The sequence below is a fragment of the Holophaga foetida DSM 6591 genome, from assembly GCF_000242615.2.
In the GTDB taxonomy this organism is placed as follows: domain Bacteria; phylum Acidobacteriota; class Holophagae; order Holophagales; family Holophagaceae; genus Holophaga; species Holophaga foetida.
Genome location: NZ_KI912268.1, coordinates 647,443 through 671,798, shown reverse-complemented (window position 1 = coordinate 671,798; position 24,356 = coordinate 647,443). Strand labels below are relative to the sequence as shown.

23 protein-coding genes are annotated in these 24,356 nt (G+C 63.2%); 8 read left to right on the top strand and 15 right to left on the bottom strand.

Annotation, left to right across the window (positions count from 1 at the left end):
• Positions 1-2 precede the first annotated feature (2 nt).
• The gene (locus HOLFODRAFT_RS0202930; protein WP_005032617.1) at positions 3-2,120 is read left to right on the top strand and encodes a hypothetical protein; all 2,118 of its coding nucleotides are present in this window, start codon (positions 3-5) and stop codon (positions 2,118-2,120) included.
• 23 nt (positions 2,121-2,143) lie between these two features.
• On the opposite strand, the gene HOLFODRAFT_RS0202925 is transcribed toward HOLFODRAFT_RS0202930, so the two are convergent.
• From HOLFODRAFT_RS0202925 to HOLFODRAFT_RS0202900, 6 genes are all read right to left on the bottom strand, one after another.
• Positions 2,144-3,295, bottom strand: a complete 1,152-nt coding sequence (locus tag HOLFODRAFT_RS0202925) for an HD domain-containing phosphohydrolase (protein ID WP_005032614.1) — start codon at positions 3,293-3,295, stop codon at positions 2,144-2,146.
• 11 nt (positions 3,296-3,306) lie between these two features.
• Positions 3,307-4,431: a response regulator gene (locus HOLFODRAFT_RS19015; protein WP_005032612.1), complete on the bottom strand. Its 1,125-nt coding sequence runs from the start codon at positions 4,429-4,431 to the stop codon at positions 3,307-3,309.
• A gap of 1 nt (position 4,432) precedes the next feature.
• Positions 4,433-5,635, bottom strand: a complete 1,203-nt coding sequence (locus HOLFODRAFT_RS0202915) for a response regulator (RefSeq protein ID WP_005032610.1) — start codon at positions 5,633-5,635, stop codon at positions 4,433-4,435.
• Complete coding sequence (locus HOLFODRAFT_RS19010) at positions 5,632-7,293, bottom strand: PAS domain-containing sensor histidine kinase (RefSeq protein WP_005032608.1); 1,662 nt, start codon at positions 7,291-7,293, stop codon at positions 5,632-5,634. Before HOLFODRAFT_RS19010 ends, HOLFODRAFT_RS0202915 begins: the two co-directional genes overlap by 4 nt.
• Positions 7,294-7,345: 52 nt before the next feature.
• Positions 7,346-9,370: a PAS domain S-box protein gene (locus HOLFODRAFT_RS22500; RefSeq protein WP_005032606.1), complete on the bottom strand. Its 2,025-nt coding sequence runs from the start codon at positions 9,368-9,370 to the stop codon at positions 7,346-7,348.
• Between the two features lie 192 nt (positions 9,371-9,562).
• The gene (locus tag HOLFODRAFT_RS0202900; RefSeq protein ID WP_005032604.1) at positions 9,563-10,501 is read right to left on the bottom strand and encodes a putative 2-dehydropantoate 2-reductase; all 939 of its coding nucleotides are present in this window, start codon (positions 10,499-10,501) and stop codon (positions 9,563-9,565) included.
• A 172-nt stretch (positions 10,502-10,673) separates the two neighbouring features.
• On the opposite strand from HOLFODRAFT_RS0202900, the gene HOLFODRAFT_RS0202895 reads away from it, so the two are divergent.
• The 3 genes from HOLFODRAFT_RS0202895 to HOLFODRAFT_RS0202885 are packed head-to-tail and all read left to right on the top strand — an operon-like array spanning position 10,674 to position 12,904.
• Entirely contained in the window at positions 10,674-10,892 is a 219-nt protein-coding gene (locus HOLFODRAFT_RS0202895) for a hypothetical protein (protein ID WP_005032602.1), read from the top strand.
• A gap of 39 nt (positions 10,893-10,931) precedes the next feature.
• The gene (locus HOLFODRAFT_RS0202890; protein ID WP_026938983.1) at positions 10,932-11,597 is read left to right on the top strand and encodes a response regulator transcription factor; all 666 of its coding nucleotides are present in this window, start codon (positions 10,932-10,934) and stop codon (positions 11,595-11,597) included.
• On the top strand, positions 11,573-12,904 hold the full coding sequence (locus tag HOLFODRAFT_RS0202885; protein WP_005032598.1) for an ATP-binding protein: 1,332 nt from the start codon (positions 11,573-11,575) through the stop codon (positions 12,902-12,904). Before HOLFODRAFT_RS0202890 ends, HOLFODRAFT_RS0202885 begins: the two co-directional genes overlap by 25 nt.
• Positions 12,905-13,279: 375 nt before the next feature.
• Here HOLFODRAFT_RS0202885 and HOLFODRAFT_RS0202880 read toward each other — a convergent pair whose 3' ends face one another.
• Together HOLFODRAFT_RS0202880 and HOLFODRAFT_RS0202875 are read right to left on the bottom strand one after the other, a co-directional pair.
• Positions 13,280-13,717, bottom strand: coding sequence for a cupin domain-containing protein (locus tag HOLFODRAFT_RS0202880; protein WP_005032596.1), 438 nt, complete (start codon positions 13,715-13,717; stop codon positions 13,280-13,282).
• A gap of 9 nt (positions 13,718-13,726) precedes the next feature.
• Positions 13,727-14,275 (bottom strand): hypothetical protein, encoded by a 549-nt coding sequence (locus tag HOLFODRAFT_RS0202875; RefSeq protein WP_005032593.1) that lies wholly within the window; start codon positions 14,273-14,275, stop codon positions 13,727-13,729.
• 160 nt (positions 14,276-14,435) lie between these two features.
• On the opposite strand from HOLFODRAFT_RS0202875, the gene HOLFODRAFT_RS0202870 reads away from it, so the two are divergent.
• Positions 14,436-14,699, top strand: coding sequence for a hypothetical protein (locus HOLFODRAFT_RS0202870; protein WP_005032591.1), 264 nt, complete (start codon positions 14,436-14,438; stop codon positions 14,697-14,699).
• A gap of 351 nt (positions 14,700-15,050) precedes the next feature.
• Positions 15,051-15,677 (top strand): FkbM family methyltransferase, encoded by a 627-nt coding sequence (locus tag HOLFODRAFT_RS22495; protein WP_158412901.1) that lies wholly within the window; start codon positions 15,051-15,053, stop codon positions 15,675-15,677.
• Here the strand turns inward: HOLFODRAFT_RS22495 and HOLFODRAFT_RS0202860 are convergent.
• From HOLFODRAFT_RS0202860 to map, 6 genes are all read right to left on the bottom strand, one after another.
• Positions 15,658-15,846 (bottom strand): DUF6485 family protein, encoded by a 189-nt coding sequence (locus tag HOLFODRAFT_RS0202860; RefSeq protein ID WP_005032588.1) that lies wholly within the window; start codon positions 15,844-15,846, stop codon positions 15,658-15,660. The two genes, HOLFODRAFT_RS22495 and HOLFODRAFT_RS0202860, sit on opposite strands and share 20 nt — an antisense overlap.
• Before the next feature lie 82 nt (positions 15,847-15,928).
• Positions 15,929-16,528, bottom strand: coding sequence for a class I SAM-dependent DNA methyltransferase (locus HOLFODRAFT_RS0202855; RefSeq protein ID WP_052572418.1), 600 nt, complete (start codon positions 16,526-16,528; stop codon positions 15,929-15,931).
• Between the two features lie 105 nt (positions 16,529-16,633).
• Positions 16,634-18,700: a glycine--tRNA ligase subunit beta gene (gene glyS / locus HOLFODRAFT_RS19000; RefSeq protein ID WP_005032584.1), complete on the bottom strand. Its 2,067-nt coding sequence runs from the start codon at positions 18,698-18,700 to the stop codon at positions 16,634-16,636.
• Positions 18,697-19,638: a glycine--tRNA ligase subunit alpha gene (locus HOLFODRAFT_RS0202845; RefSeq protein WP_005032581.1), complete on the bottom strand. Its 942-nt coding sequence runs from the start codon at positions 19,636-19,638 to the stop codon at positions 18,697-18,699. Before HOLFODRAFT_RS0202845 ends, glyS begins: the two co-directional genes overlap by 4 nt.
• Before the next feature lie 60 nt (positions 19,639-19,698).
• The gene (ispE, locus tag HOLFODRAFT_RS18995) at positions 19,699-20,538 is read right to left on the bottom strand and encodes a 4-(cytidine 5'-diphospho)-2-C-methyl-D-erythritol kinase (RefSeq protein WP_005032578.1); all 840 of its coding nucleotides are present in this window, start codon (positions 20,536-20,538) and stop codon (positions 19,699-19,701) included.
• Complete coding sequence (gene map, locus HOLFODRAFT_RS0202835) at positions 20,538-21,326, bottom strand: type I methionyl aminopeptidase (RefSeq protein ID WP_005032575.1); 789 nt, start codon at positions 21,324-21,326, stop codon at positions 20,538-20,540. Before map ends, ispE begins: the two co-directional genes overlap by 1 nt.
• Positions 21,327-21,422: 96 nt before the next feature.
• Here map and HOLFODRAFT_RS0202830 point away from each other — a divergent pair, with 96 nt between their 5' ends.
• Both HOLFODRAFT_RS0202830 and HOLFODRAFT_RS18990 read left to right on the top strand, forming a co-directional pair.
• A complete protein-coding gene (locus HOLFODRAFT_RS0202830; RefSeq protein ID WP_005032572.1) occupies positions 21,423-22,094 on the top strand; it encodes a hypothetical protein in 672 nt (223 codons plus the stop codon).
• Between the two features lie 85 nt (positions 22,095-22,179).
• Positions 22,180-23,334 carry an ISAs1 family transposase gene (locus HOLFODRAFT_RS18990; RefSeq protein ID WP_005032570.1) on the top strand — a complete coding sequence of 385 codons (1,155 nt, stop codon included), beginning with the start codon at positions 22,180-22,182 and terminating at the stop codon, positions 23,332-23,334.
• 167 nt (positions 23,335-23,501) lie between these two features.
• On the opposite strand, the gene HOLFODRAFT_RS24325 is transcribed toward HOLFODRAFT_RS18990, so the two are convergent.
• Positions 23,502-23,849, bottom strand: coding sequence for a hypothetical protein (locus tag HOLFODRAFT_RS24325; protein ID WP_148300336.1), 348 nt, complete (start codon positions 23,847-23,849; stop codon positions 23,502-23,504).
• Positions 23,850-24,356: the final 507 nt, after the last annotated feature.

Genomic DNA, 24,356 nt, shown 5'->3' with positions numbered 1-24,356 from the left:
CCATGCGTTTCAGCAAGATGATCCCCCTGGCGGTGTGTGGCCTGACGCTCCTGGCGGAGCCTCCCCAGGCCCGCTTTTCGAGCTTCAACGACTGGCTGGGGGCCGAGAACCGGGGGGTCCGTATCGGAGCCGATGGGAAGCTTCGTCTTGCACCCAATCTCCGGCGGGTGGCCCAGGTGCCCGAGGGGGTCATCTGGGCTTCGGTGCCGGACGGTGCGGGCGGAGCCTACCTGAGCGCAGGCAACGAAGGTCGGCTCTTCCACTTCACGGGCGGGCAGGTGAAGCCCCTGACCCAGGTGAAGGGGGGGCTCGTCTTCGCCATGGCCCGCCTGGGAAGTGATCTCATCGTGGCTCCCAGTGGCGAGGGCAAGCTCTACCGCATCAACCCCGCTGGCGACGTGAAGCCCTTCGCCGATACCGAGATGAAGATCGTCTGGAACATCGCCGTCCAGGGCTCGGATCTGGTACTCGCGGGCGCCGGGGAACGGGGCGCCACGCTGACCCTGGCCAGGGAGGGGACCTGTCGCAAGCTGGCGGAACTACCCGATGAAAGGGCCTTCACCGCCATGGTCCCCGACGGACAAGGGGGCTTCTATCTGGGGACCCATGGCAAAGGCCTCGTGGTGCGATACTCGGGCATGGGGGCTGGGGATCGCCTGGAGACCCTCATGGCCACCGGCATGGAGGAGGTCCGGGGTCTGGTGCTCCACGAGGGGCAGATCTACGTGGGGGCCAACAACGGTCTGGCCCAGCGATTCTCCACAGGGCAACTGGAGCGCCGGGAGGGCTACCTGGCGGGACCCAGCGCTGGGACCAGATCCCTCCTCATGCGCCTGGATCGGAGCCGCGTTCCGGAGACCCTCTGGCAGAGCGCCCAGAGCCAGATCTTTGCCATGACCGCCTGGAATGGGCAGCTGCTGGTCGGCACCGGGAATCGTGGGCGGCTCTTCGCCGTCCCCCTGGACGATGCGGCACGGGCCCTGGAATCCTTCAGCGTCCTGAACGATCTGGGTACGGCCCAGGCCACGGCTTTCCTCAAGTCCGGCCAGGAGCTGTTGGTGGTGGGCTCCAATCCGGCTGAACTGCACAACCTTTCGGAAGTCCAGGCCACCGAGGGAGCCCTCGACGGCCGGATCATAAAGGGGAGCCCACTGGCGGATTGGGGACGGGCCTACCTGGATGCCGAGACCCCCTCGGGCACCAAGGTGGAGTTCCAGTTCCGCTCGGGCTTCACCGAGACTCCGGACGCCACGTGGACCCCCTGGACGCCGCCCCTCCAGAGCGGGGAGCGTCCCAGCATGAATCCCTCCCGCTTCTCTCAGTTCCGGGTCAAGCTCAGCAGTTCCAGGGGGGGGACCACCCCCACCGTGGAGGGGATTGAAGTCCACTGGGCCAACCGCAATCTGGCGCCCGTCTGGTCCGAGGTGGAAGTCCTGCCCCCGGGGCTTGTCGTCACCCGTCAGGGGCCCGCCGAGGAACTCGGCATCGAGCGGGTGCCCCTGGAAACCCAGAAGCTGATCCCCGCCATCGGGCTTGCAGCGGGGGAGAAGCGGGGCTTCCGACGCGGCTCCCAGGCCTTCCTGTTCCGGGTGAACGATCCCAACGCCGATCAGCTCGCCTTCCAGATCCGCCTCCTGCCGGATAGGGGGCGGGCGATCGAGTTGGAGAACAGTTGGCGTGAACGCTTTTTCACCTTTGACACCCTGCCGGTGCCGGATGGCCGCTACCGGCTGGAAGTGGTGGCCAGCGACGCCCCCACCCAGCCCTTCAATGGCGCCCTCAGCGCCGTTTGGCGCACCGCCGCTTTTATGGTGGACCACACGCCGCCTGTGATCAGCGAATTGAGTGCCACCCAGGAGGGAGAGGGCGTTCGCATACGCTTCGCTGCCAAGGATGAGAGTTCCCTCCTCAAGGAAGCGGCTCTTTCCGCAAATGGCGACACATGGCTCCAGATCGCCCCCGAGGATCGGGTTTTCGACCGCAAGGAGGAGCACTTCGACATCCTGGTGCCCAGGGAGCACGTCAAGGGCGACCGGGTTCTGGTGCGGATTGTGGATGCCAGCAGCAATGAACAGAGTGCTGCCGTGATGATTGGAGTGGTATCAGGACGAAAAAAATGATTTGTTTATAGTGTTGGGGCTTTTCAGGCTCGCAGGGTTGCAATGGGCTCCTTCAGGCCCGTGAGCATCGCGAAGTTCTTCAGCTTCTCCAGGTGGGTCTCCCTCAGGATGGTTCCGGCGGGGATGACCAGCCAACCGTTCTGGGTCTCCACGTTGTCCAGGACCTGCATTCCCGCGGAGAGTTCCCGCAGCGTCATGGGCTCGGGTTCCGACGGTGAGCGTGTCTCGTTTGCTTCCGCCTGCAGCACCTTCCTGAGAGCCTGGAGCACCTCTATGTCGTACCAGGCCGTGCGTGCGAACATGTCTTGCACGGTGGCGAGGGGGCCTGGCTTCTTGGGGAGCAGGCCGAGGTAGTCCCCCACGACCCGCAGAATCCTGGCCCCCAGGGGAATGGCGCCTTCCTTCAGATTGTCCGGGGGGAAGCCTGACCCGTTGAAGTTCTTCTGGGCGTAGTAGACGGCTTCAGCCACCTCCTCCAGACGGGGGATGTTCCGTATCAGGTTGGATCCGATCTCAGGCACGCGGGCATAAATCTCTCTTTCAGCGGAGTTCAGGATGCCTCCGCGACGGGTCTTCTCCATCACCTGGGGGGGGACCGTGAGTACGCCAATCTGACAGAGGACCGAAGCGACCCCCAGGTACCAGGGCTCGTCCAGGCCCATTGCCAGACCTACCCGCTCCGAGAGTTCCGCCAGACGCTGGGAGCGCCCAAAGCTTTCGGGATCCAGCAGGGAGAGCAGTTCCACCAGCATGGCGATGGCTCCCCTCAGGGTCTGTTCGACCAGTTCCTTCTCGGCGGTTACGAGCCTGTACTGTCTCAGGGCGGCCTGGAGGACGGATCCCAGGGTTTCCGCCTCACATGGCTTGGTAAGAAAACGGAAGATCGCGCCTTTGTTGACAGCATCTGTGGCCGTCTGCTGGTCCGCGTTGCCTGTGAGCATGATCCGGATGGTGTCTGGCGAGATCTCTCTCACTTTGGCGAGGAGTTGGACCCCATCCATCTCCGGCATGCGCATGTCCGAGACGATGACCGCAAACGGGCCAGAAGTCCCCAGCCGTTCGAGGGCTTCAGCGCCTCCCAGGGCCGTCTCGATCAGGAAACGTTTTCGGAGCACCCGGGTGTAGGCCGATAGGACATTTTCTTCATCGTCCACGAAAAGGATTTTCTGGGCCACGGGGTCTCCACTCAGTACTCGAGAACATGGACAGGCTCTTCCAGACTGCGGAGCTCCTGCAGGGTGTTCAGCAGGTCCAGGTGTGCAGGCCCCAGGCGAAGGCCCGCCAGCAGCACGGTCTGCCCTGATGCATCCTCTACGTTGTGGGCCAGGACCATCCCCTCCTTCAGCTCCCGGGGGGGAAGGGCCCTCGCCCTGGGGGGCGGGGAAAGCATGACGGTGAAATGGCGCTCCAGGAGGGAGATCAGCTCCAGATCCGGGTTCTTGGAATCCAGCTTCATGTCTTCGATGACGACCTGTGCGTCCTTCCGGGCCTGCTCCCGCAGGGTGAAGTCCGTGACACCTCGGAGGATCCGGGCCTCAAGGGGGTCTGTGCCATCGGGGTCCTGCTTGGCCTGGAGCCGTATGATCTGGGCCACATGCCCCATGCGCGGGATATTTTCCAGGAGGTTGGCCCCGAACTCGGGGGCCCGGTCCACCAGGGCGCTTTCCTTGGGGGAGAGAGGACGTTTCTCCCGGCACTTGGCCGCCAGGCCCCGGGGGAGGACCGCGAGGCCGATGGGGGAGAGCATGGCGGCCATCTCAAGTTCCCAGGTGTTTTCGAGACCCATCACCGTGCCGAGGGTCCGGACCCGCTCCCGGATCAGCTGGGAACGCCCATAGGCTTCTGGATCAAGCAGACCCAGGAGATCCGTCAGGACCCGGATGCTGCCCATGAGGGTCCTTTCGAGAAGGATCTTTTCTGCCTGGGTCAGGTGGTACTGGCGCAGGGCTGCGAGGATCGCTGTCCGCATGTGATCGGAGTCACAGGGCTTGCTCAGGAACCGGAAGACCTCTCCCTGGTTCACGGCATCTGCAGCGGTTCCCTGATCCGCATTGCCGGTGAGCATGATCCTCACGACTTCCGGCCAGCGATCCCTGACGCTCTTGAGGAGCTCCAGCCCGGTCATGCCGGGCATGCGCATGTCCGCTACCACGACCGCAAAGGGGCCATGGCTCTCCAGGGCCTGGAGTGCCGATTCGCCCCCCAGGGCGACCTCGATGGAGAAATGGCGGCGCAGGTTCCGGAAATAGCCCTGCAGGACGTTTTCGTCATCATCCACGAGCAGGATCTTGTCTGTGGTTACGAGTTCCATGTCATGACTCCGTGGGCTGGCAAAGCATGTTCCGCCAAATCTGGATGCGGTCCTTCAGTCCGGCGGCTTCCAGGGCGGCTTCATCCAGTTCTCCTCCCTCGAAAAGGGGGTGCTGGTTTGTTCTCCCGGAGAGGGCGTCAGCCGCATGCACGGCGATGATCGGACTGAAGCCTTTGGCCAGGGCAGGAAGGGGCCCGTGGTGCTTCTTGACAATATCCAGGATGGGGGCCGGGATCCCCCAGAGCCCCAGAAGGTAGGCTCCCACCTCTGCGTGGGTGATGCGGAAAAGCCGCTGCTCTGCCAGGGGAACCGGGACGTGTTCCTGCACCACGATCTCCACCACACGGTCGTAGGCCTCGGGGAAGTTGGCGGCGAGGAGAAGGATGCCCACATCGTGCAATATTCCTCCCACAAAAGATGCTTCCTGGGTGTGCCTGTCAGCGTGCTCCGCAGCAGCTATGGCCCGGGCGTTGTTTGCGACCTTCAGGCTGTGATGCCAGATGCCTTCCAGATTGAAGATCTGGGTTTCCAGGCTGGGGGACTCGCAGAAGATGCCATGGGCGAGCACCAGGGTTTTCACGGTCTCGATCCCCAGGTAGGCCACGGCTTCGTGGGGGGTCTCGATGGTCCGGCGGAGGCCGAAGAAGGCGCTGTTCACCAGCTTCAGGACTTTGGCTGTCATGCCAATGTCGTTCTGGATGATGTCTCCGATGGACTGGGTGCTGGTGCTCTCGTCCTCCAGGGCCTCCTGCAGGCGGTGGTAGAGCTGGGGCACGCTGGGCAGGCGGATGATGGAGCCGACGATCCGTTTGACCTCTTCGCTCGCCAGATCCCCCCCGGGGAGACAGGCGTTCCGGATTGTGGACTTGAGCTGTTCCGGCTCGCAGGGCTTGCTGATGTACTGGTGGGCCACCCCCACGCACTGGGTCACCAGGTCACGATCTGCGTGGCCAGAGAGTATCAGACGCACGGTTGTCGGGTAGCGCCGCATGACCTCCTGCAGGAGCTCCGCTCCGTTCATTCCGGGCATCCGCATATCCGTGACCACCACGTCGAAAGGGGTCTGGGCCATGAGTGCCAGGGCCGCCTCGCCTCCTCCGGCAAAGACCATCTCCCATTCCCCGCGCATCTGGCGCAACATGCGCTGGAGTCCCTGGAGCACCATGGGCTCGTCATCCACAAAGAGGATGCGCTTGGCACTCATGACTGGACCTCGGTTCCTTCTGGATGGAGGGGGAACCGCAGAATGAAGGTGGCTCCGTGGCCGACCTCGCTTTCCGCTTCGGCGGTTCCTCCGTGCTTGGCCATCACTGAGTGGACAATGGAGAGTCCCTGGCCGGTGCCTTTGCCGACTGGCTTGGTGGTGAAGAAGGGAACCCAGATCTGGGGCAGATGCGGGGTGGGAATCCCGGGACCGGTGTCCTTGATCCGGATCTCCACCCAGTCGCCCGTCTGGCGGGTGCTCACCGTGATGAGCCCCTTCTCCCCCCCCCTGGAGCTCTGCCCCTCGGCAATGGCGTGGGCGGCATTGATGATGATGTTGAGGATCACCTGGTTGAATTCACCGGGATAGCAGGGCACCTGGGGCAGATTCTCATCGAAGTGGGTCTCCACGTCCGCGACGTATTTCCATTCGTTGCGGCTGACCGTCAGGGTGCTCGCGATGGCATGGTTGAGATCCACGAGCACCCGTCCTACGGTGCCGGGATGGCTGAAATACTTCATGGCCTTGACGATGGTCGAGACTCGCTCGACACCGTCCATGGACTGGGAGAGGGCCTGGGGGGCTTCCTGCATCAGGTAGGCGAAATCCTCCGCATCCTGGAGTTCCCGGAATGCCTGGACCTTTTCGGCCAGTTCCGGGATCTCGCTCGCGCGGTTCAGCAGGTCTGATTGGGCGTCCATGAGCTTGCTGAGGCTGTTGTAGGCCTCCGACAGAAACCGCAGATTGTCCCCGATGAACTGGATCGGCGTGTTGATCTCGTGGGCGACACCAGCAGCCAGCTGTCCAACAGCCTCCATCTTCTGGGCATGGCGGAGCTGGACCTCCACCTGGGCACGTTCCAGTTCCGATTGCTTGCGCTGGGAGATATCCCGGGAAACCAGCAGCAGGGTGTTTTGGCGTCCCCCTGGGTCTTCCACCATGGAGACCTGTCCTTCCAGATGGATCCACTGCTCCCTGGCATTGGCCATCCGGTACTCGAAGATCTGGGTCAGTCCAGCTGAGGTTCCCTTCTCCATGGCTTCCCGGAATCGAGCCCGGTCCTCTTCGTGAACGACATCGATCATGCGGTTGGTGGCAAACCAAGCGTTCGAGTGGCCCAGGAGGCGCTGAAGCGAGGTGTTGTGATAGATCATCCGGCTCTCGGTGTCCAGGAGGCAGATGAAGTCCAAAGCGTTGTCCGTGGTCACCTTGAAGAGGCTTTCGGCCTTCTTCAGGCGCCGCTCCATAGCCATCCGGTTCGTGATGTCCCGGAAGAAGAAGACCGCGCTCACGTCGGACGTCATGGGGGGGCGCACGGCCACCATCTCGTAGAAGTGGGAGCCCTCCTCCTCCTGAAGGGGGAAGTCGAAGTGCAGCCGTGGAATCCCCCCCTTGAGGATGCTGCTCGCTCCCAGGGCTACGATGCCAAGCCCTCCATCCTCGGTGAGGATCTTCTTGCAAACTTCGTGGTAGGAACGCCCAGGCGCACACCCCACTACGAACGGGTTCCTCCCCTTGTAGTTGGCCCACTGCTCGTTTACAGACACCAGCAGGCCCGTTGCGTCCACGATGCCCACGCAGGCGTCGAGACTGCCCATCAGTGCCTGGTACAGCGCTTCTGGGGACCGCCATTCATTGGATGGAGAGGTGGGGTTCATCACCGATGCCTCCGCAAGCATGCCTGAGATTCGGCCGCCGATTCCAGACTGCTCATGGTTGATCTCCAGGGTGGGTAGGCAGTTCGATGATGAAGGTGGTGCCCTGTCCCTCTTCTGATTCCACGAATATCCTGCCCCTGTGTTTGTCCACGATCACGGCGTGGGCCTGGGAGAGCCCCTGTCCCGTGCCCTTTCCTACGGGTTTGGTGGTGAAGAAAGGTTCGAAGATCCGCTCCCGGATGGCTTCAGGTATGCCTACCCCCGTATCGGAGATCCTCACCTCGACTCCAAAGGAGGTTGGGTGGGTCTGGATACGGATCAGGCCAAGCTGTTCGTCCCCGTTGATGTTCTGGGCTTCTGCGATGGCATGTGCGCTGTTGACGATGACGTTGAGGAGGACTTGGTTCAGTTCTCCGGGGAAGCAGGGCAGGGGAGGCAAGGTCGGGTCCAGCTCCAGCTCCATCTCTGCCACATATTTCCACTCATTCCTCGAAACCGTCACGGTGCTTTCGATGGCCCGGTTGAGATCGATGGTTTCGATGGCTGTGCCGCCAGGATGGCTGAAGTCTTTCATGGCTGAGACGATCCTGCTGACGCGGCCCACGCCATCCAGGGTCTGCTGGATCGCCTTGGGGACCTCGTCTCTAAGGTAGTCCAGATCCAGGTTCTGGATCCTGGCCCTGATGTGGGAGATGGCATTCCCCTCGGGTTGCTCCAAGTCCTGGGATACGCCAGCCGCGAAGAGGCAGAGCTCCTGGGCGGCATCCTTCAGGAAGGTTGCGTTATCCCCGATGTACTGGGTGGGCGTATTGATCTCATGGGCGATACCCGCCGCGAGCTGGCCGATGGCTTCCAGTTTCTCGGCCTGTCGGAGGCGGGCCTCCATCTGGACTTTCTCCTTCTCCGCCCGTTTCCGCTCCGTGATGTCCCTCGCCACGATGAGAGCCCGCGGGGATTTGGGGTCATCCCCCTGGATCAAGCACCCCCTGGATTCAAACCAGAGATAGCGGCCATCCTTGTGTTTCATCCGGTACTCGACGATGTTGGCGGCCTGGCCGTGGAAAAGGGGTGCCAAGGCCCCCGCTACCCGGTCCCGATCCTCGGGATGCAGCAGAGCTTGGCTGCCGAGGTGTGCCACCTCCTCCTGGGAGTAGCCGAGCCCTGTGGCGTAGGAAGGACTCGTGTAGATGCGGCTCCCATTGGTGTCGATGATGGCCATGAGGTCGAGGACATTGTTCGAAATGACGGAGAACAGTTCTTCCGAGGTGCGCAGCTTGGCTTCCAGTTCCTTGCGTTCTGAAATATCCACCTGGGAAACCACGATCGTTGGCCTTCCCTCCCTGTCCGTGAAGCGCGTCACCGTGAGCTCGTACCAGCTTCGCCCCGAGAAGGCCGGAACGCTGTAGTCCTCCGTGAAGTGATTCCTCCCCCCGCTGAGGACCTGGAGGATCCCGCTGAGCACCTCGGGTGCGGCGCCGTTCTCCGCCCTGTCCCTGTCGCAGATGGCAACGTAGTCCGTGCCGATGGTGCAGGCGTAGATCAATGGGTTCTCTGGATTGTCGTAGCGGTTCCAACGGGAGTTGGTGGCCCTTATCCGCCCCTTCTCATCCAGAATTGCGATGAAGGCTGGAAGGGCATCCAGAGTCGCGGCTAGAAGCTGCCGCGATTGGCGCAGCTGCAGATCCAGTCTGGCCCGTTCGAAGGCGTAGCGAGCCACCCGTGTGATGCCACTTGCTGTAATGGCGCCCTTTACCAGGAAGTCCTGCGCCCCCGCCCTGAGGGCCTGACGGGCCAGGGCCTCCTCGCTCATGCCGGTCATCACTACGATTCCGGTATCGGGGGCCTCGCCTCTGAGGCGGAACAGGGTATCCAGCCCACGGCTGTCCGGAAGGTTCAAGTCCGTAAACAGGAGATCCCAGCTTCGCTCCGCCAGGCATTCTCTGGCCTTCGCCATCGTGCCGACGGACCTGGTGTACCACTCCTGCCGTGACTGGAGCACGCGCTGGATCAGTTCTGCCCATTCGGCGCTGTCCTCAACGATCAGGACGGAGATGACCCCATCTCCCGTCTGATTCATTGTGGGCTCCTGACCCGTCATGGGCATCCCCTGGGACGAAAACGACTTTCCCCCATCTGATCGGACAGATCCCCCTCGGGGTCAAGGAATGGCGGGGCCGGGGATTCAGACGCCTTGCGGGCGAACAAGGACATGACCCCTGGATGTCGGCATGAATCCAGGGGTCTGTAACCGGTTACTCCGCCGCGGCCCCTAATGCCCGTAACGCGTGCCGATGAACTTGAGCTGGTGGTAGAGGGTCTTCAGGATCGGCAGTTCCACCCCGGCCGCCTCGGCGATCCGCAGGGGGGCGCCATGGATGGCCTCCACTTCCATGGCGCGGCGCTCGTCGTAGTCGATCTTCATGCTGGCCCGGTAGGGCGTCATGACCCGGGTCATGTCCAGCATCTTCTGGACGAACTCCCCGGGGATCACGCGGCCGCAGGCCGCAGCCCCCTCCAGCACCTCCCACATGAGGCCCTCGACCAGGGCCAGGGAGTCCGGATCCTCCATCAGTTCGGAGGTGTTGGCGTCCAGCACCACCGAGAGGCCGTTGTAGGGGATGTTCCAGACCAGCTTCTGCCAGCGGGCCAGGATCAGATCATCCAGGAGCGAAACCTCTATCCCCGCGTGTTCAAAGTCGCTCCCGATCCGTCGCAGGGTGTCCGAGATGCCTGCGGGTTTACCGTCCGGGGAATGCTCGGCCATGCGGATGCTGCCGTAGTCCAGGTGGCGGATGTGCCCGGGCCCCACGCGGTTGGAGCAGATGAAACAGAGCCCCCCAAAGACCCGGTGGCCCGGCGCAGCGGCGGCGGCGGCCTCTTCCACCCCCAGACCGTTCTGCAGCACCAGCACGACACCATCCTCCTTGAGCACTGCCGGGAGCAGGGCAGGGAGGAGGTGGTTCTGGACCGCCTTCCAGGCCACGATGGCCACATCGCACTTGGGCATATCCTCGACACTCTTGTAGGCGTTCACCTTGGGCAGGTGGAAGTCGCCCTCCTTTGATTCCACCATCAGCCCGTGTTTCACCACATGGTCGTATTCACTGTGCAGCAGGAAGTGCACCTCACTCCCGGCCCGCTCCAGCCGAGCCCCATAGAAGCCCCCCAGGGCACCGGTTCCAAGTATCGCGTAACGTGTCGGCTGCATCAGCTTCCTCGAGTGGAGTCCGCTACCAGTCTACTGCCGTGGGAGCAGGATCCTGAACCGGATGCCTTCGATGGGGTGATGCGGGAAGAGTCCAGAGCCTATGCGTGAGCTAAGTTTCATCCCTCATCCTCGGTGGTGGAAAGAACTTTTGCGTGTGCCCCAGGAGGCTCCCATGACCCTCAACCCACAGATCGCCCTCTTCGCTGCTCTTCTGGCCGCCTTGGGCGGGCCGACCCGGGCCGGATCGCCTGAGGAGACCGAAGCGGGCGAATTCCGGAAGACCCAGGCCGGTCTTCACCAGCTGGCCAGCGAGCGGCCCTGTCCCGATCCGGACGTTTCCATCCCGGACTACTTCCACGAGATTGAGCTCATCCCCCACTCCACGAAGTAATCTTGACCTGGGCCTGGAGCCCGGGATGGCTGGAGCGGCATGCGGATACTGTTGGTCGAGGATGATCGGATGATCGGCGAGGCCATCCAGGCGGCGCTCCGGGAAGCCGCCTACGCGGTGGACTGGGTCCGTGACGGCCGGGCCGCCCTTGATGCCGTGGCCACCCAGCGTTACGACATGGTGCTCCTGGACCTGGGTCTGCCGGGACGGGATGGGCTGGAGGTGCTGGCCTCTCTGCGTGGGGAGCACAACCCCGTCCCCGTCCTCATCATGACGGCCCGGGGCAGCGTCCAGGACCGTATCCAGGGTCTGGACGGCGGGGCCGATGACTACCTACTCAAGCCCTTCGACCTGGCGGAGCTCCTGGCCAGGATGCGGGCCGTGCTGCGTCGCCAGGGGGGATCGGTCCTGCCCGTGCTCACCAGCGGGAGCCTGGTTCTGGATCCCGCCACCCACGAGGCCCGCTTCCAGGATCAGGCCCCGGTGGCCCTCTCCAACAGGGAGTTCGCCCTCCTCCAGGCCCTCATGGTCAGGCCGGGGGCCATCCTGTCCCGCTCTGACCTGGAGGATCGCGTTTACAGCTGGGGGCAGGAAGTGGAAAGCAACGCCATCGAATTCCTCATCCACGGCCTGCGCAGGAAGCTGGGCCGAGACGCCATCAGGAATGTAAGGGGGGCGGGATGGATGGTGTCAAGAAACGCCTGAGGTATTCCCTCCGTCTTCGGCTTTCGCTGTGGCTCAGCCTCGCCATCGGCGGACTGGCCATCGCCGGGGGCCTCCTCTCCCTGAGAGCCGCATGGAAGGAAGTCCACGAACTGCAGGATGATGTGCTGCGCCAGGTTGCCATCCTGGTCAGGTACCAGCCCGCCAGCGCGATCTCCCTTGGGGAGGGGCCCACCGGGGCCAAGGGGGTAGACCGCGACGACAGCATCACCATCCTGCCTCTGCCCCACCGGGGCGCCCAGGAAGGCTTGGCGTCGGTGGCGCGCCTCCGGGACGGCCTGTATACCGTTCCCATCGGCGGGCGCTCCTTCCGGGTGGCGCTAAGGAGCCTGCCGGGAGGGGGACGCATCGCGGTCACCCAGGCCACCAAGGCCCGGGACCAGATTGCCCTGTCCGGTGCCCTGCATACCGTGCTGCCCATGGCCCTGCTCCTGCCGGTGATTATCCTTATGGCCACCCACGTGGTGAGGCGCATGTTCAAGCCCGTCGCCTCCCTGGCTGCCGAAGTCGAGGCCCGGGGGGACCGGGATCTCCACCCTCTGCCTCAGCGGAACCTCCCTCTGGAGGTGGATCCCTTCGTCACCGCCATCAACCGCCTCCTGACCCGGGTGAGCCAATCCATGGAGACCCAGCAGCGTTTCATCGCCGATGCGGCCCACGAGTTGCGGACCCCCCTCACCGCGCTGTCCCTCCAGGCACAGCGCGTCGAGGCCGCTGAAATGTCCCCGGAGGCCAGGGAGCGCCTGGAGGTCATGCGGGAGGGGCTGGAACGCAACCGCCGTCTTCTGGATCAGCTCCTCGGCCTGGCCTCGGCCCAGCGGTCCACCACGGGGGCCGGGGCCGAGGTCACCCTGAGGGAGGTTTTCCATCGCGTTCTGGAGGACGTTCTTCCCCTGGCCGAGGCCAAGGGCATGGATGTGGGGATCGCCGGAGAAGCCGATGTTCGGCTCGCGGCCTCCGAGGCCGACCTTGTCTCCCTGGTCCGGAACTTGGTGGACAATGCGGTGCGCTACACGCCGGAGGGGGGGCGGGTTGACCTGGGCGCCAGCGAGTCCGGCGATCAGGTGATCCTGCAGATCGAGGACAACGGCCCAGGGATTCCGGTCGAGGAGCGGGAACGCGTCCTGGACCCCTTCTACCGTGTGCTCGGCAGCGAACAGCCCGGATCGGGCCTGGGCCTCTCCATTGTCCGCACCCTGGCGGAGCGCCTGGGAGGGCGCCTGGAACTGGCCGACTCGACCCGTTTCGACCACGGGCTGAAGGTGACCGTCACCTTCAGCAAGGTCTGATCCCCGTTTGCCATCAATCGTAAAGCTTCAAAAGCCACTTCCACCACCAAGACAGGAAGACACCAAGGATTCACCAAGGGCTTACCAGCGACCCATGGCTTTGCCCAAGGGCGAATGTGAAAGCCAGCCCGTGCCATATCGCTCCACCAGGCTGGACACTCAGGCCGCCCCGCTGCGCGGGGGCGCGCGGCAAAGCCGCACGCGTTCCGGGAGGGACAGGCGGCGAAGGCACGTGAGCGTGCCATAGCCACCTGCCCCTCCCGGAACCAAGCCTGAGTGTCCTGGTCAACGCATCAGGCTTTTCTTGGTGAAACTTGGTGCCCTTGGAGTCTTGGTGGTGGAATTTATTCTTTGTTTGCGAATGTTAATGATTATTTAATCGACGTGTCTGGGGTCCTTGGGGATTGAAATGGGCGTTCCCACCTCACCGGCGTAGACCACCAGGATCTTGAGCGGACCGTGGCCGACATTGACGCCGCGATGAGCGGTATTCACCAGCTCCGCGAAGGATTCGCCCTGCTTGAACTCGCGGGTGATTCCGTTCTCCAGTTCCAGCCGGAGCTTCCCCTCCAGGATGTAAGCGATGTTGTTGACCGGGTGCAGGTGCCAGGCGGTGGCCGCTCCGGGGGCAAGTTCAACGATGACCGTCTGAATCTCAGGCTTATCTGTCCGGGAATAGACAATGGGCGTGCCGTTCCAGGTGGTGGCGGTCTTGAGGAGCGTGGTGGAGGTGACCGCCGCTGCATTGCCTGCAGGAGAAGCCCCCGGCAGCGATAGGGTCGCGAAAAGAGCGAGATGGCAGGCGAAACGCATGGGCTCTCCTCAGAGAGGTGACTTGGTGGACAGGGGGAGCGAACTGGATCGGAAACGGCGCACCAGCATGGGGATGACGATCATCGCGCCAAGGACGATCAGCATTGTGGTGTTCGGGTCCTTGAAATACGCGTTCAGGCGAAGGGTCGAGATCGCGATGACGGCGTAGTAGAGCATGTCTCCGGCGATGGCAAAGGCCCAGCCCGCCAGGAACCCGTGGCCGGCGGCAAGCGCCGTGGCGCGGCCGGTCATCGGGTCCACACCGAAGGCGATCAGGGTGAGGGCGATGGGTCCCGCGCTGGCGCCACCGAAATGGGCCACGCTGCGGGCAGTGGCAGCCTTCATCGCCGCGCCGAGACGGGCCAGGAAGGGGACTCTGCCCCCCAGCAGGATGAGACCCCGGAGGATTGGTTCAAAGACGATGGCCAGGATTACATCGGAAAGCAGGTAGAGCCCTGCGGCCACGGCCCAAGGCAGGCCTTTGGTGTGGGCAAGCAACACACCAGCCGGGATTCCGCCCCCGACTGGCAGTAGGAAGAGCATCAGCACGGGAAGCATGATCCATGTTAACCGGCCCGGCGCCAGGCTGGAGAGTCTTTCCCGGAAGCAGGGCTCGCGTATCGCAACCCCTTTGGTTCGATGATGGCTGTGTGGAAAAAATGCACTTTCGTCACCTGCTTCCAGGATCTAACCTTGGAGTCTCTTCCCAGGAGTCGCCATGAAGCCGGACCATGTCATCCTTGGCATTCACGTGACGGATCGCCTGCACAAGGCCAACGATCTCCAGAAGGTCCTCACGGAGTTCGGGGCCAACATCAAGACCCGCCTTGGTCTGCATGAGACAGGGGAGGGCTACAGCTCGCCCGGCGGCATCGTGCTGCTGGAGCTGGTGGGATCCATGGAGGAACTGGTGACCCTGCGGGCCAAGCTCCAGGGCATCGTGGGGCTGGAAATCCAGCAGATGCTGTTCAGCCACGAGTAGGGGCCACGGATCAGATCGACTGAACACCTCAGGATCCCCTGTGCCAGGATAGTGTGTATCTTTCTGGAGCATTCTGAGATGGGGCTGAGGCAATGGGAACGGCATTTTCGGCATGCCTTCAGGAGATGGGCCGACCTGAACAGGAGACGCAGGAGGGAAAGCTCCGTCCTGGGGCTATTCCGCGACTCCCGTTCCCGGGCCATCTTCGAGACCCTCCTCCGGATCCGCCGGACGGGAGGCACTTCCATCGAGCATATGCGCCGGTTGGCACCATTCAGGGAGCGCTGCGCTATCAAGGCTTGCGCGAAGCTGTGTCCGCCGATTCCAGAGGGGCCGGAACCCCTTATATTCATGGACGAACACCAGTATTTCCCTGAGGATCTGATCCGCTTGGGCCCCGAGGAGTTCTTCCTGGATGCGGGTGCCTTCACCGGCGACACGGTCCAATCGATCCTGGCCCATACCGGGGGACGTTTTGGAGCCATCCACTCCTTCGAGCCTGATCGCTTGAGCCATGCCAAGCTCTGCGACCAGGTGGCGGCACTGCCGCCGGAGCAGCGCCTTCGGATCCAGTGCCACCGGATGGCCCTCTCGATGGAAGCCCGCCAGGCCCTGTTCCCCTCCACCGGGAGCTCATCGGGGAATCTGTTCCAGCCCGATGGGCTTGAAACGGTGGATGTGGTCAACATCCACAATGTGCTTCCCCAGGAAGTCCTGGATCGCCTGAGCTTCATCAAGATGGATGTCGAGGGATCGGAAATGGAAGTGCTGAGATCCCTGGAGGCGGAGATCCGGGCGCAGCACCCCATCCTGGCTGTGTGCGTCTACCACAGGGACGAAGATCTCACCGAGATCCCCGCCTTTGTCCACACCCTCTATCCCGACTATCGCCTGTTCCTTCGGCACCACAGCAACTGCCGCTGCGAGACGGTGCTCTATGCCATTCCGCCGGAGCGGGTTATCGGCAATCCCGGATGAAATTGGCCTTGGACCGATCGTAGGTCCGCTCGCCTTCGGCACTGAAGAAACAGCCCGGCAGCTCCCCTTTGTCGCGGTGGTAGTCAACGCACTGGCAGCAGTTGCCCTTGCGGGGGCAACCGGGATAGGTGCAGGCGCACTTGGAAGCATCACCTTGGCAGGAAGGCATGGGGAACCTCGGAAATCGTTGATGGAAGCCTAGTCTAGCCGATCTGGTGCTGCCCACGGGCCTTCCTGGCCCATGCTGGCCCTCATCCCTTCTCGCCCGTGATCAGGAAGAGGGTGAAGGTCCTCCCGTTCTTCTCCATCGTGGTGGCCGTGCGTTCTCGCAGGTCATGGAAGCCTTCGCGAGCCAGGGCCTCCATGAGGTTGCGGCGTTCGAAGCCCAGATGGAAGACATCGTCGGATGGGCCGTGGAACGAGCCGTCCTCGGAGTCGAGATCCGCCAGGGCAATCCGGCCGCCAGGGGCCAGGGCGGCGTGGATGGCCTGGAAGACCGGTGCCAGTTCCGGGACGTGATGCAGGGCCATGCTGCTGAGGACTAGGTGGTAGGGGCCGCCCAGTCCCTCGGTGCCCTTCAGATGACGGGTCCGCACCTCAAGGCCCTTGGCCTGGGCCTTCTGGCTGAAGACCTCCAGCATGGGCTGGGAGGTGTCGGCCCCGGTTAGGGAGCGGACCAGGGGGCGGAGCTCCAGGCTGAAGAGCCCGGTGCCGCACCCGAAGTCCAGTAGATCCATGTCGGGGGACAGGTTCAGGGATTCCCTGAGGGCAGTCTGGACCCCCTGGGCCATCTGGACCCGGCGGGTCTCGGCGTCCCAGGAGGCGGCGGCGTTATCGAATCGGTTGGACATGGGGACCATCATAGCCTCGGGGGGAACACGAAGCACACAAAGGTGAGGAAGGGGAGCATATGAAGAACGCCCCCGGACGGGGGCGCTCTTCGTGTCCTTCGTGGTCTACTGCCACAGGCTGAAGTCGGCCACCCGCATGAAGGCCTTACGCAGGCGGTGGAGCAGGGATAGGCGGGCACCGCGCAGGGCTGCGTCTTCGCACTTCACCATGACGGCATCGAAGAAGGCCGCCAGGGGCTGGGCCAGTTCCGCCAGGGCGGCCAGGAGGGTCGCCTGATCCGAGGCGGCCTCGATGCGGCCCAGGTGCTCGGCCAGGGCCTTCTCCTCGGTCACCTGGAGGACGGAAGCCTCGAAGGCATCCGCAGGGGCCTCATCCTTGAGGATGTTCCCGATGCGCTTGGCGCTCTGGGCCAGGGAGGCGAAGCGTTCGTCCTCCGCAAAGGCCGAGAGTGCCTCGCAGCGGGCCTTGAGGTCCACCAGATCGCTCCAGCCGATGGCCAGGGCGCTGCGGCGCACCGCTCCGGCGTATCCCGCCACTTCGAGCTGGTAGGCCACGCGGTCCTTGAAGAAGCCCAGGAGGGCCTCCCGGGTCTCGGGCAGGGGTTTGGAGGCGCGGTTGGCCACGGCCTTCAGGCCCAGGTCCACCAGGGCTTCCACCGAAAGGGTCCAGCCCTGCTCCCAGAGGATGCGGGTGATGCCGATGCCGGCCCGGCGCAGGGCCAGGGGGTCCTTAGAACCGCTTGGGATCTGGCCGATGGCGAAGCAGCCCGCCACGGTGTCCAGCTTGTCGGCCACGGCCAGGAGGCCGCCCATGGGGGTGGAGGGGATGGCGTCCTCGGCGCTCACGGGGTGGTAGTGCTCCTTGACGGCCTTCCAGACTGCCTCGGGCTCGCCTTCGTGCTTAAGATACTCACCGCCCATGACGCCCTGGAGCTCGGGAAATTCCCCGACCATGAGGGTCATGAGGTCCGCCTTGGAGAGGCGGGCGGCGTGGTCCGCCTGGGCGAAGTCCAGCCGGAGGGCGTGGGCCAGGCCCGTGGCGATGGCCTGGATGCGCTCGGTCTTCTCCAAGTAGCTGCCCAGCTCGCGATGGAAGGTGAGCTGCTTGAGCTTTTCCAGGCGGTCCTGAAGGGGGGTGCGGCGATCCTCGGCGAAGAAGAACCGGGCGTCGTAGAGCCGGGCCTTGAGCACCCACTCGTTGCCCGCCTTGATGAAGCCCGCCGGGTCGTCATCGCGGTTGGCCACGGTGAGGAAGAAGGGCAGGAGGTCCGTGCCGTCGGTCTTCTCGATGCAGAAGGACTTCTGGTGCTCCTTGAGGCTGGTGACCAGCACCTCCTTGGGGAGCTCCATGAACTCGGGAGGGAACTCACCGCGCAGGGCCCGGGGACACTCGACGATCTCCGCCAGGGTGTCCAGCAGCTCCTCGTCCTTTACCACTTGGCCTCCGGTCTGGGCGGCCAGCTCGTTGAGCTGCCCTTCCAGGATGCGGCGGCGCTCGGAGAAGGAGACCACTACACCGGCCGCCTTGAGGGCTTCGACATACTCCTTGGGACGCTCCACCTTGATGGGCTTGGGGTGTTCCATGTGGTAGAGCCGGTGGCCCCAGGTGGAGGCGGTGGCCTTCACGCCATCGATCTCGATGGGGACCACATCCTTGCCGAAGAGGCAGAGGACGTTGCGCACGGGGCGCACGAACTCGAAGCTGCTGTTCCCCCAGCGCATGGCCTTGGGGACGTGGAGGCCCGCGATCAGGCGGGGAAGGGCCTCCACCAGCAGGTCCAGGGTGGGACGGCCCTTGCGGGTCAGCTCCACCACGGCGCAGGGCTCCTTCTTGCCCGCGGGCTGCTCGAAGCGCACGGTCTCGAAGCCCACGCCCCACTTCTCGGCGAACTTCTGCCCCTGGACCGTGGGCTTGCCGCCCTCATCCACGCACATGCGCTGGGGCGGACCCACCTGAAGCTCGGTCTGGTCGGCCTGGGCCACAGGCAGATCCGAGATGTTCCAGCTGAGCTTGCGGGGAGAATAGTAAGGCGTGATGCCCTCATAGCCCAGCTTTTCACCTTCGGCCCACTTGGTGAAGGCGGTCGAAAAATCCTGGGTCAGGGGCTTCAGGAAGCGCGCTGGAATCTCTTCGCAGTGCAGTTCCAGCAAGAGGGTTTTCATGTCGCTCATCCCTTCACCTCCTTGCTTTCCTCAGCGCCCTTGCTTTTTTTCTCCGCGCCCTCCGCGTTGATCAGTTCCTTCTCCTGGTGTTCGAGGTAACCCTTGGCGCAGGCCACCGCCAGATCCCGCACCCGCTTGATGATGCCGGGGCGCTCGGTGGTGGAGATGGCGCCCCGGGCATTCAGGACGTTGAAGGTGTGGCTGAGCTTGAGGGTCTGTTCGTAGGCCGAGAGGTAGTGGCCGATCTCCTTGACCAGGCGCCAGCCTTCCTTCTCGTATTCGGAAAAGAGCATCCAGTGCAGGTCCAGATTGGCGTGCTCGAAGCTGTAGGCGGAGAGCTCGAACTCCTCGCGGTGGCGGACCTCCCCGTAGCTGATGGGGAACACGCCGTCATCGGTCTTCACATCGCCCCAGGTGAGGTCGAAGATGTTGTCGATGCCCGTGAGGAACATGCAGATGCGCTCGATGCCGTAAGTCAGCTCGGCGCAGACCGGCTTGCAATCAAAGCCCGCCACCTGCTGGAAGTAGGTGAACTGGCTGATCTCCATGCCGTCCAGCACCACCTGCCAGCCCACGCCCCAGGCCCCGAGAGTGGGGGATTCCCAGTTGTCCTCCTCGAAGCGGAGGTCGTGCTTGCTCATGTCGATGCCCAGGGCTTCCAGGCTCTCGATGTACATCTCCTGCACCTTGGCGGGCGAGGGCTTGAGGATGACCTGGAACTGGTGGTGCTTGTAGAGGCGGAAGGGGTTGTCCCCGTAGCGGCCGTCGCTGGGCCGCCGGGAGGGTTCCACGTACGCGACGTTCCAGGGCTTGGAGCCCAGGGCGCCGAAGAAGGTCAGCGGATTCATGGTGCCCGCACCCTTCTCGATGTCATAGGGCTGGCCCACCAGACAGCCCCTGTCTGCCCAGTACCGCTGAAGTCTCAGGATCAGTTCTTGTACATGCATGGGAACCCGCGCAAAACGTTCATTCTAGCGCGCGGGAACGTGGCTGGCGAGGCTTGGATGCTATCCGATGGCCCAGATTCCCCACTCCGGGTGTCTCTGGGTCAGCAGGTCAATTCCCCGGTCCCGGACCGCATCATTCGTGAACCGCGCCGCCCAGGAGGATCCCGAGCCGCAGAGCAGGGGCTCGCCCCCCAGTTCCATGAGTTCCAAGCGCAGATCCGCCAATTCAGGGCAGACCCAGATGGAGGCTCCCGTCAGATCGTTCCTCCAGGGAGGGGTTCCGCCAGCGGGCAGGCTGGGGCAGGCCTCGGGCATGGGATAGCGGACCTGGGTCAGGGCCCGGAAGACCGCCGGGGTGGGAATGTGGAGTCCTGGATTCACGATGAGCATGGGTTCCAGGGGGACGGGGCGCAGGGGGAAGACCCGTTCGCCTCGACCCAGGCCCAGTACGGTGCCCCCCAGGGTGAAAAGGGGGACATCGCTGCCCAGTTCCGCGCCCAGGCCCAGGAGGGTGCTCTGGGGCAAGCCCAGGTCGTAGAGTTCATTACCCAGGCGCAGGGCTGCGGCGGCGTCGCTGCTGCCGCCCCCCAGGCCCGCTCCGTGGGGGATCCGCTTCTCCAGGCGCAGGGCGGCGGGCAGGGAGCGCCCTGCCTCCCGTTCCAGGAGGCGCCAGGCTCTCAGCACCAGGTTGGACTCGTCCACCGTCAGGCCCGCGGAAGTGGGTCCGGTGAGCGTCAGGCTCAGGGCCCCGGCCTTCTCGGCCTCCAGGGTGTCAGCCAGTTCTTCGACACCCTCCAGGACCGTGGTGACCAGCTCCATCTCATGGAAGCCATCCGCCCGCCGTCCCAGGATCGCCAGGAAGCGGTTCAGCTTGGCCGGGGCCTTGACTCGCAGAGGCATCAGGCCAGTTCCAGCTCGGGATCCGGCAGGCTCAGGATGTCCGCCTCACCGGAGGTGATGGCCACGGTGTGCTCGAACTGGGCGCTGAGCTGACCGTCGGCGGTGCGCACGGTCCAGCCGTCGGGTTCCACGAGGCAGCGGTGGGTGCCCGCGTTCAGGATGGGCTCGATGGTGATGGTCATGCCCACATCCATGCGGAAGCCGGTTCCTGGGCGCTGCTCAGCGAAGACCACCTGGGGATCCTCGTGGAGTTCCCGGCCCAGGCCGTGCCCGATGTATTCCCGGACGATGGAGTAGCCCCGCTCCTCAGCGTATTTCTGCACAGCCGAGGACATGTCGCCAAGGCGGTAGCCCACCTTGCAGTAGCCGAAGGCCAGCTCCATGGCCTCCTTGGTGGTGAGGATCAGGCGTTTGGCCTCCTCGCTGATCTGGCCCACGCCGACGGTGAGGCAGGTGTCGCCGTGCCAGCCGTCCAGCTTGGCGCCGCAATCAATGGCGAGGATATCGCCCTCCTGGAGCACGTAGCTGGTTGGGATGCCGTGCACGACACGATCATTGACGGACATGCAAAGGGTGCCGGGGAAGCCGTGGTAGCCCTTGAAGCCGGGCGTGCCGCCGTTCTTGCGGATGTAGAGCTCCGCAATCTTGTCGATCTCCAGGAGGGTGGCGCCGGGCTTGGCGGCGCGGGCGGCCATGCGCAGGGCATTCGCCGTCAGGCGTCCCGCTTCGCGCATCTTCTCGATCTCGCGTTTGCTTTTCAGTTTGATCCGTTCGCGAATGGCCACCATGAGCTCCCTTCCTGAATAGTCTAGCCGCTCGGGCTGTCATCGGGAGGCGGGCCCTTTCCCCCGATACAATGGCTCTGTACTTGGAAAAGGATTTCAGTGAGCTATACCCGAGAGGAACTGGATTGGATCGAGGCCGAGTGGGCCTTTCACCTGCACGGAAGGAGCGCGTTCTTGAGCCGGGAGGACTTTGCCACACTCCAGAAATGGGATGCGGCGGGGCTTCCCGCAGAGACTTTGGTGGGCTGCATGGGAACCTACTTCGAGCGTCGGGCTGCGCGCCCCAAGGCTCGGGGTTTCGTGGCCCTCTCCCACCTGGAAAAGGATGTGGCCAAGGCCATGAAGCTGCGGGAATCCCTCCAGCGGGCCGGGGTGGAGGCCCCCAAGGTCGAGGGCTGGGAAAGGGTCAAGGAACCCCTGCGCTCCGATCCCAAGGCCCGGACTGCCTTTGAAGCCTGGGGCCGCCTGAAGATGAGCGCCCCTGGCCCTGATGCCCCGGGCTACCTCGACCACTTCGACGCAGAACAGAAGGCCCACCAGGAGCTGGTGGCCCTGGCGGAAGAAAAGCTGGCTCCGGGGCTCAAGGCCTCCTTGACCCAGGGGCTGGAAACCAGGCTCAGGGAAGCCCAGATCCAGCCCGGAAGCTTCGTGTGGAAGCGGGCCTGGGAGCACCACTGGAGTCTGGCGGTGTGCGAAGCTTGGGGCCTGCTCGGGTTGGGCCCCAGGGCCGCCGCATGTACCAATCATTACAAAATCGATCAAATCGGCTAGATTCCGCGTAATTCAACCGGAAGTGCCCATTTGATACTTGTACTTTATAGCCAGCTATGGCATGACGTTCTATGGAGATCTTCCCATGGGAACCAAAGCCAGAAGCCTCGTCGATCACCTCGAATCGTTGCCCGATCCCCGGAGCATGCGTGGTCAGCGGCACCTCCTTCTCGACATCATTCTCATCGCCGTCCTGGCCGTTCTCTGTGGTGCTGACAGCTGGGAGGACATCCACCGCTTCGCCAAGTCGCAGGAGGCATGGCTCAGAACCTTTCTCTCGCTGCCCAACGGTGTGCCAAGCGCCGACACGATCAACCGGGTGTTCATCCTGCTCGACCCCAAGGCCTTCACAGAGTGCTTCCTCTCCTGGGTTCGCGACGTACGGAAGAAGGTTCCTGGGGATGTTGTGGCCCTGGATGGCAAGACTCTCCGGGCATCGCTTACAGCCGGTAAGTCGGCCCTGCACATGGTCAGCGCTTGGTCCTCTGCGAACCATATGGTGCTTGGACAATGCGCCGTCAACGAAAAGAGCAACGAGATCACAGCTATTCCCGCACTCCTCAAGGTTCTGGATCTGAAAGGGTGCATCGTGACGATTGACGCCATGGGGTGCCAGAAGGGAATCGCCAAGGGGATCGTGGCCAAGAAGGCCGACTACCTTCTGGCCGTCAAGGGCAACCAGGAGCGCCTCCACAAGGCCATCAAGGTATGCTTCGAGCGGCTGGATGCCAATCTGGCTGGTACTGCCCACGGCAGCGCCGAATCCTTGGAGTCTCGACGTGGCAGACATGAGCGGCGCCGCGTGACCACCCTTGATGCCGTTGAGCAACTCCCGGAGGACATCCTCCTGGAATGGCCCAAACTGGAGACGATCACGCGAATCCACTCAGAATCCATGCGCGACGGCAAGCCTGCCCTGGAAGAACGGTTCTACATCACCACCTTGCCCATGACCCAAGCCGAGGCTATTGGTTCGGCCGCCCGCCATCATTGGGGCATCGAGAACAAGCTCCACTGGGTTCTCGATGTGGCATTTCGGGAAGATGCCAATCGGACTCGGAAGGGAAGCGGCCCTGAGTGCAGCGCGGTCCTCCGCCATATCGTGCTGAATCTCCTCCGGCAGGACCCGAACCCCATGGGAAGCATCAAGTTCCGCAGGATGCAGGCCGCCATGTCGCCGGATTATCGTATGGCTGCTTTGCTTGGATTCCCACACTATGGAGAGACGACCTCTATCTAATAATTCCATCATGCGGTGGCCCTGGGTTGGGCCCGGGTTGAACAGGGGGTTGGGAATTATAACAAAATAACTATTGCCAATATTGCCAAAGAACCGATACCGAGACAAAGGATTAGCAGATAGTGGCTGTTGGGTCCGGGTTGAACAAAATGTTAGGCCGGGGACGTTCATTTGGCTATACGAACTGTGAAAAAGTGAAATCCACTGGATTGAGCCTGTCTAAAATCTGCCTTTTCAACCGACAAACCTGCTGCGAGTGCGAGTGGGTAAAATCGTGAATAGGAAGGCTCATCAAAGGAATAAGCAGCACCAAGCATTAATCCGGTATAGATTTCGCCGAATCTAGTTTTCTTGATTTTGAGGCGACCAGAGTGTTCAGCCAGGTTTTGCCTAACATGGGAATTCATTATCTCTTCAGAGTCGACTATCAAGCAGGCATCAACATCAACGCAGATGACATCGACGGATGATCGATAAGCAAAATACCCGATTACTTTGGTGTCGCTAACTTGCATTTGATCCTCAATGATGGGGCCTGTCATGAAAGCCAGGTTGAACTGATGCCATGAGGGCAGTTATCAGTGTTCCTGGCTGGGTAGCTGGTAGCCGAGGTGCTGCAGCTCGCGGAGGTGTTTCCGGATGGCTCGCTGACGGCGGGCTGGATCGGAGTTCTGGCGACTGGGCTCATGGAAGGGCTCCATGCGGTTGAGGACGTGATAAACGATTATGGCGAGTTGAACGAAGCCGCTCCGCGGCGGGGGTGGCGCCGTGTGGCGGGCCCGCGCAGTAAGAAAGCTAGCAATTCCATGTAAATGAAGGCTCCTTGGTCATCGCGATGTTGACGCATCGCCAGACGACTGTCAAGCGACATGAAAATTAACCCACCCGGCGACACGAATATTGACCCCCTTGTTGTATGAGCCCGTGGGGTGTCTGGAGCGTAGGCCGTAGGCCGAAGCGGAGGACACCCCACTGGGTGCGGCTCAGGTGGTGGCCGCTGGCACCGGGGCCGGGACGATCCC

Coding starts and splice junctions, on each gene's coding strand:
- HOLFODRAFT_RS19015 (WP_005032612.1), bottom strand. CDS start 4,431: ATGGAACTCGTAACCACAGACAAGATCCTGCTCGTGGATGATGACGAA.
- HOLFODRAFT_RS0202890 (WP_026938983.1), top strand. CDS start 10,932: ATGCGGATACTGTTGGTCGAGGATGATCGGATGATCGGCGAGGCCATC.
- HOLFODRAFT_RS24325 (WP_148300336.1), bottom strand. CDS start 23,849: ATGCAAGTTAGCGACACCAAAGTAATCGGGTATTTTGCTTATCGATCA.
- HOLFODRAFT_RS0202930 (WP_005032617.1), top strand. CDS start 3: ATGCGTTTCAGCAAGATGATCCCCCTGGCGGTGTGTGGCCTGACGCTC.
- HOLFODRAFT_RS0202875 (WP_005032593.1), bottom strand. CDS start 14,275: ATGCTTCCCGTGCTGATGCTCTTCCTACTGCCAGTCGGGGGCGGAATC.
- HOLFODRAFT_RS0202895 (WP_005032602.1), top strand. CDS start 10,674: ATGACCCTCAACCCACAGATCGCCCTCTTCGCTGCTCTTCTGGCCGCC.
- HOLFODRAFT_RS0202900 (WP_005032604.1), bottom strand. CDS start 10,501: ATGCAGCCGACACGTTACGCGATACTTGGAACCGGTGCCCTGGGGGGC.
- HOLFODRAFT_RS0202915 (WP_005032610.1), bottom strand. CDS start 5,635: ATGAGTGCCAAGCGCATCCTCTTTGTGGATGACGAGCCCATGGTGCTC.
- HOLFODRAFT_RS0202860 (WP_005032588.1), bottom strand. CDS start 15,846: ATGCCTTCCTGCCAAGGTGATGCTTCCAAGTGCGCCTGCACCTATCCC.
- HOLFODRAFT_RS19010 (WP_005032608.1), bottom strand. CDS start 7,293: ATGAACCCCACCTCTCCATCCAATGAATGGCGGTCCCCAGAAGCGCTG.
- HOLFODRAFT_RS18990 (WP_005032570.1), top strand. CDS start 22,180: ATGGGAACCAAAGCCAGAAGCCTCGTCGATCACCTCGAATCGTTGCCC.
- HOLFODRAFT_RS0202870 (WP_005032591.1), top strand. CDS start 14,436: ATGAAGCCGGACCATGTCATCCTTGGCATTCACGTGACGGATCGCCTG.
- HOLFODRAFT_RS22500 (WP_005032606.1), bottom strand. CDS start 9,370: ATGAATCAGACGGGAGATGGGGTCATCTCCGTCCTGATCGTTGAGGAC.
- ispE (WP_005032578.1), bottom strand. CDS start 20,538: ATGCCTCTGCGAGTCAAGGCCCCGGCCAAGCTGAACCGCTTCCTGGCG.
- HOLFODRAFT_RS0202885 (WP_005032598.1), top strand. CDS start 11,573: ATGGATGGTGTCAAGAAACGCCTGAGGTATTCCCTCCGTCTTCGGCTT.
- HOLFODRAFT_RS0202855 (WP_052572418.1), bottom strand. CDS start 16,528: ATGTCCAACCGATTCGATAACGCCGCCGCCTCCTGGGACGCCGAGACC.
- HOLFODRAFT_RS0202880 (WP_005032596.1), bottom strand. CDS start 13,717: ATGCGTTTCGCCTGCCATCTCGCTCTTTTCGCGACCCTATCGCTGCCG.
- HOLFODRAFT_RS22495 (WP_158412901.1), top strand. CDS start 15,051: ATGGACGAACACCAGTATTTCCCTGAGGATCTGATCCGCTTGGGCCCC.
- glyS (WP_005032584.1), bottom strand. CDS start 18,700: ATGAGCGACATGAAAACCCTCTTGCTGGAACTGCACTGCGAAGAGATT.
- HOLFODRAFT_RS0202845 (WP_005032581.1), bottom strand. CDS start 19,638: ATGCATGTACAAGAACTGATCCTGAGACTTCAGCGGTACTGGGCAGAC.
- map (WP_005032575.1), bottom strand. CDS start 21,326: ATGGTGGCCATTCGCGAACGGATCAAACTGAAAAGCAAACGCGAGATC.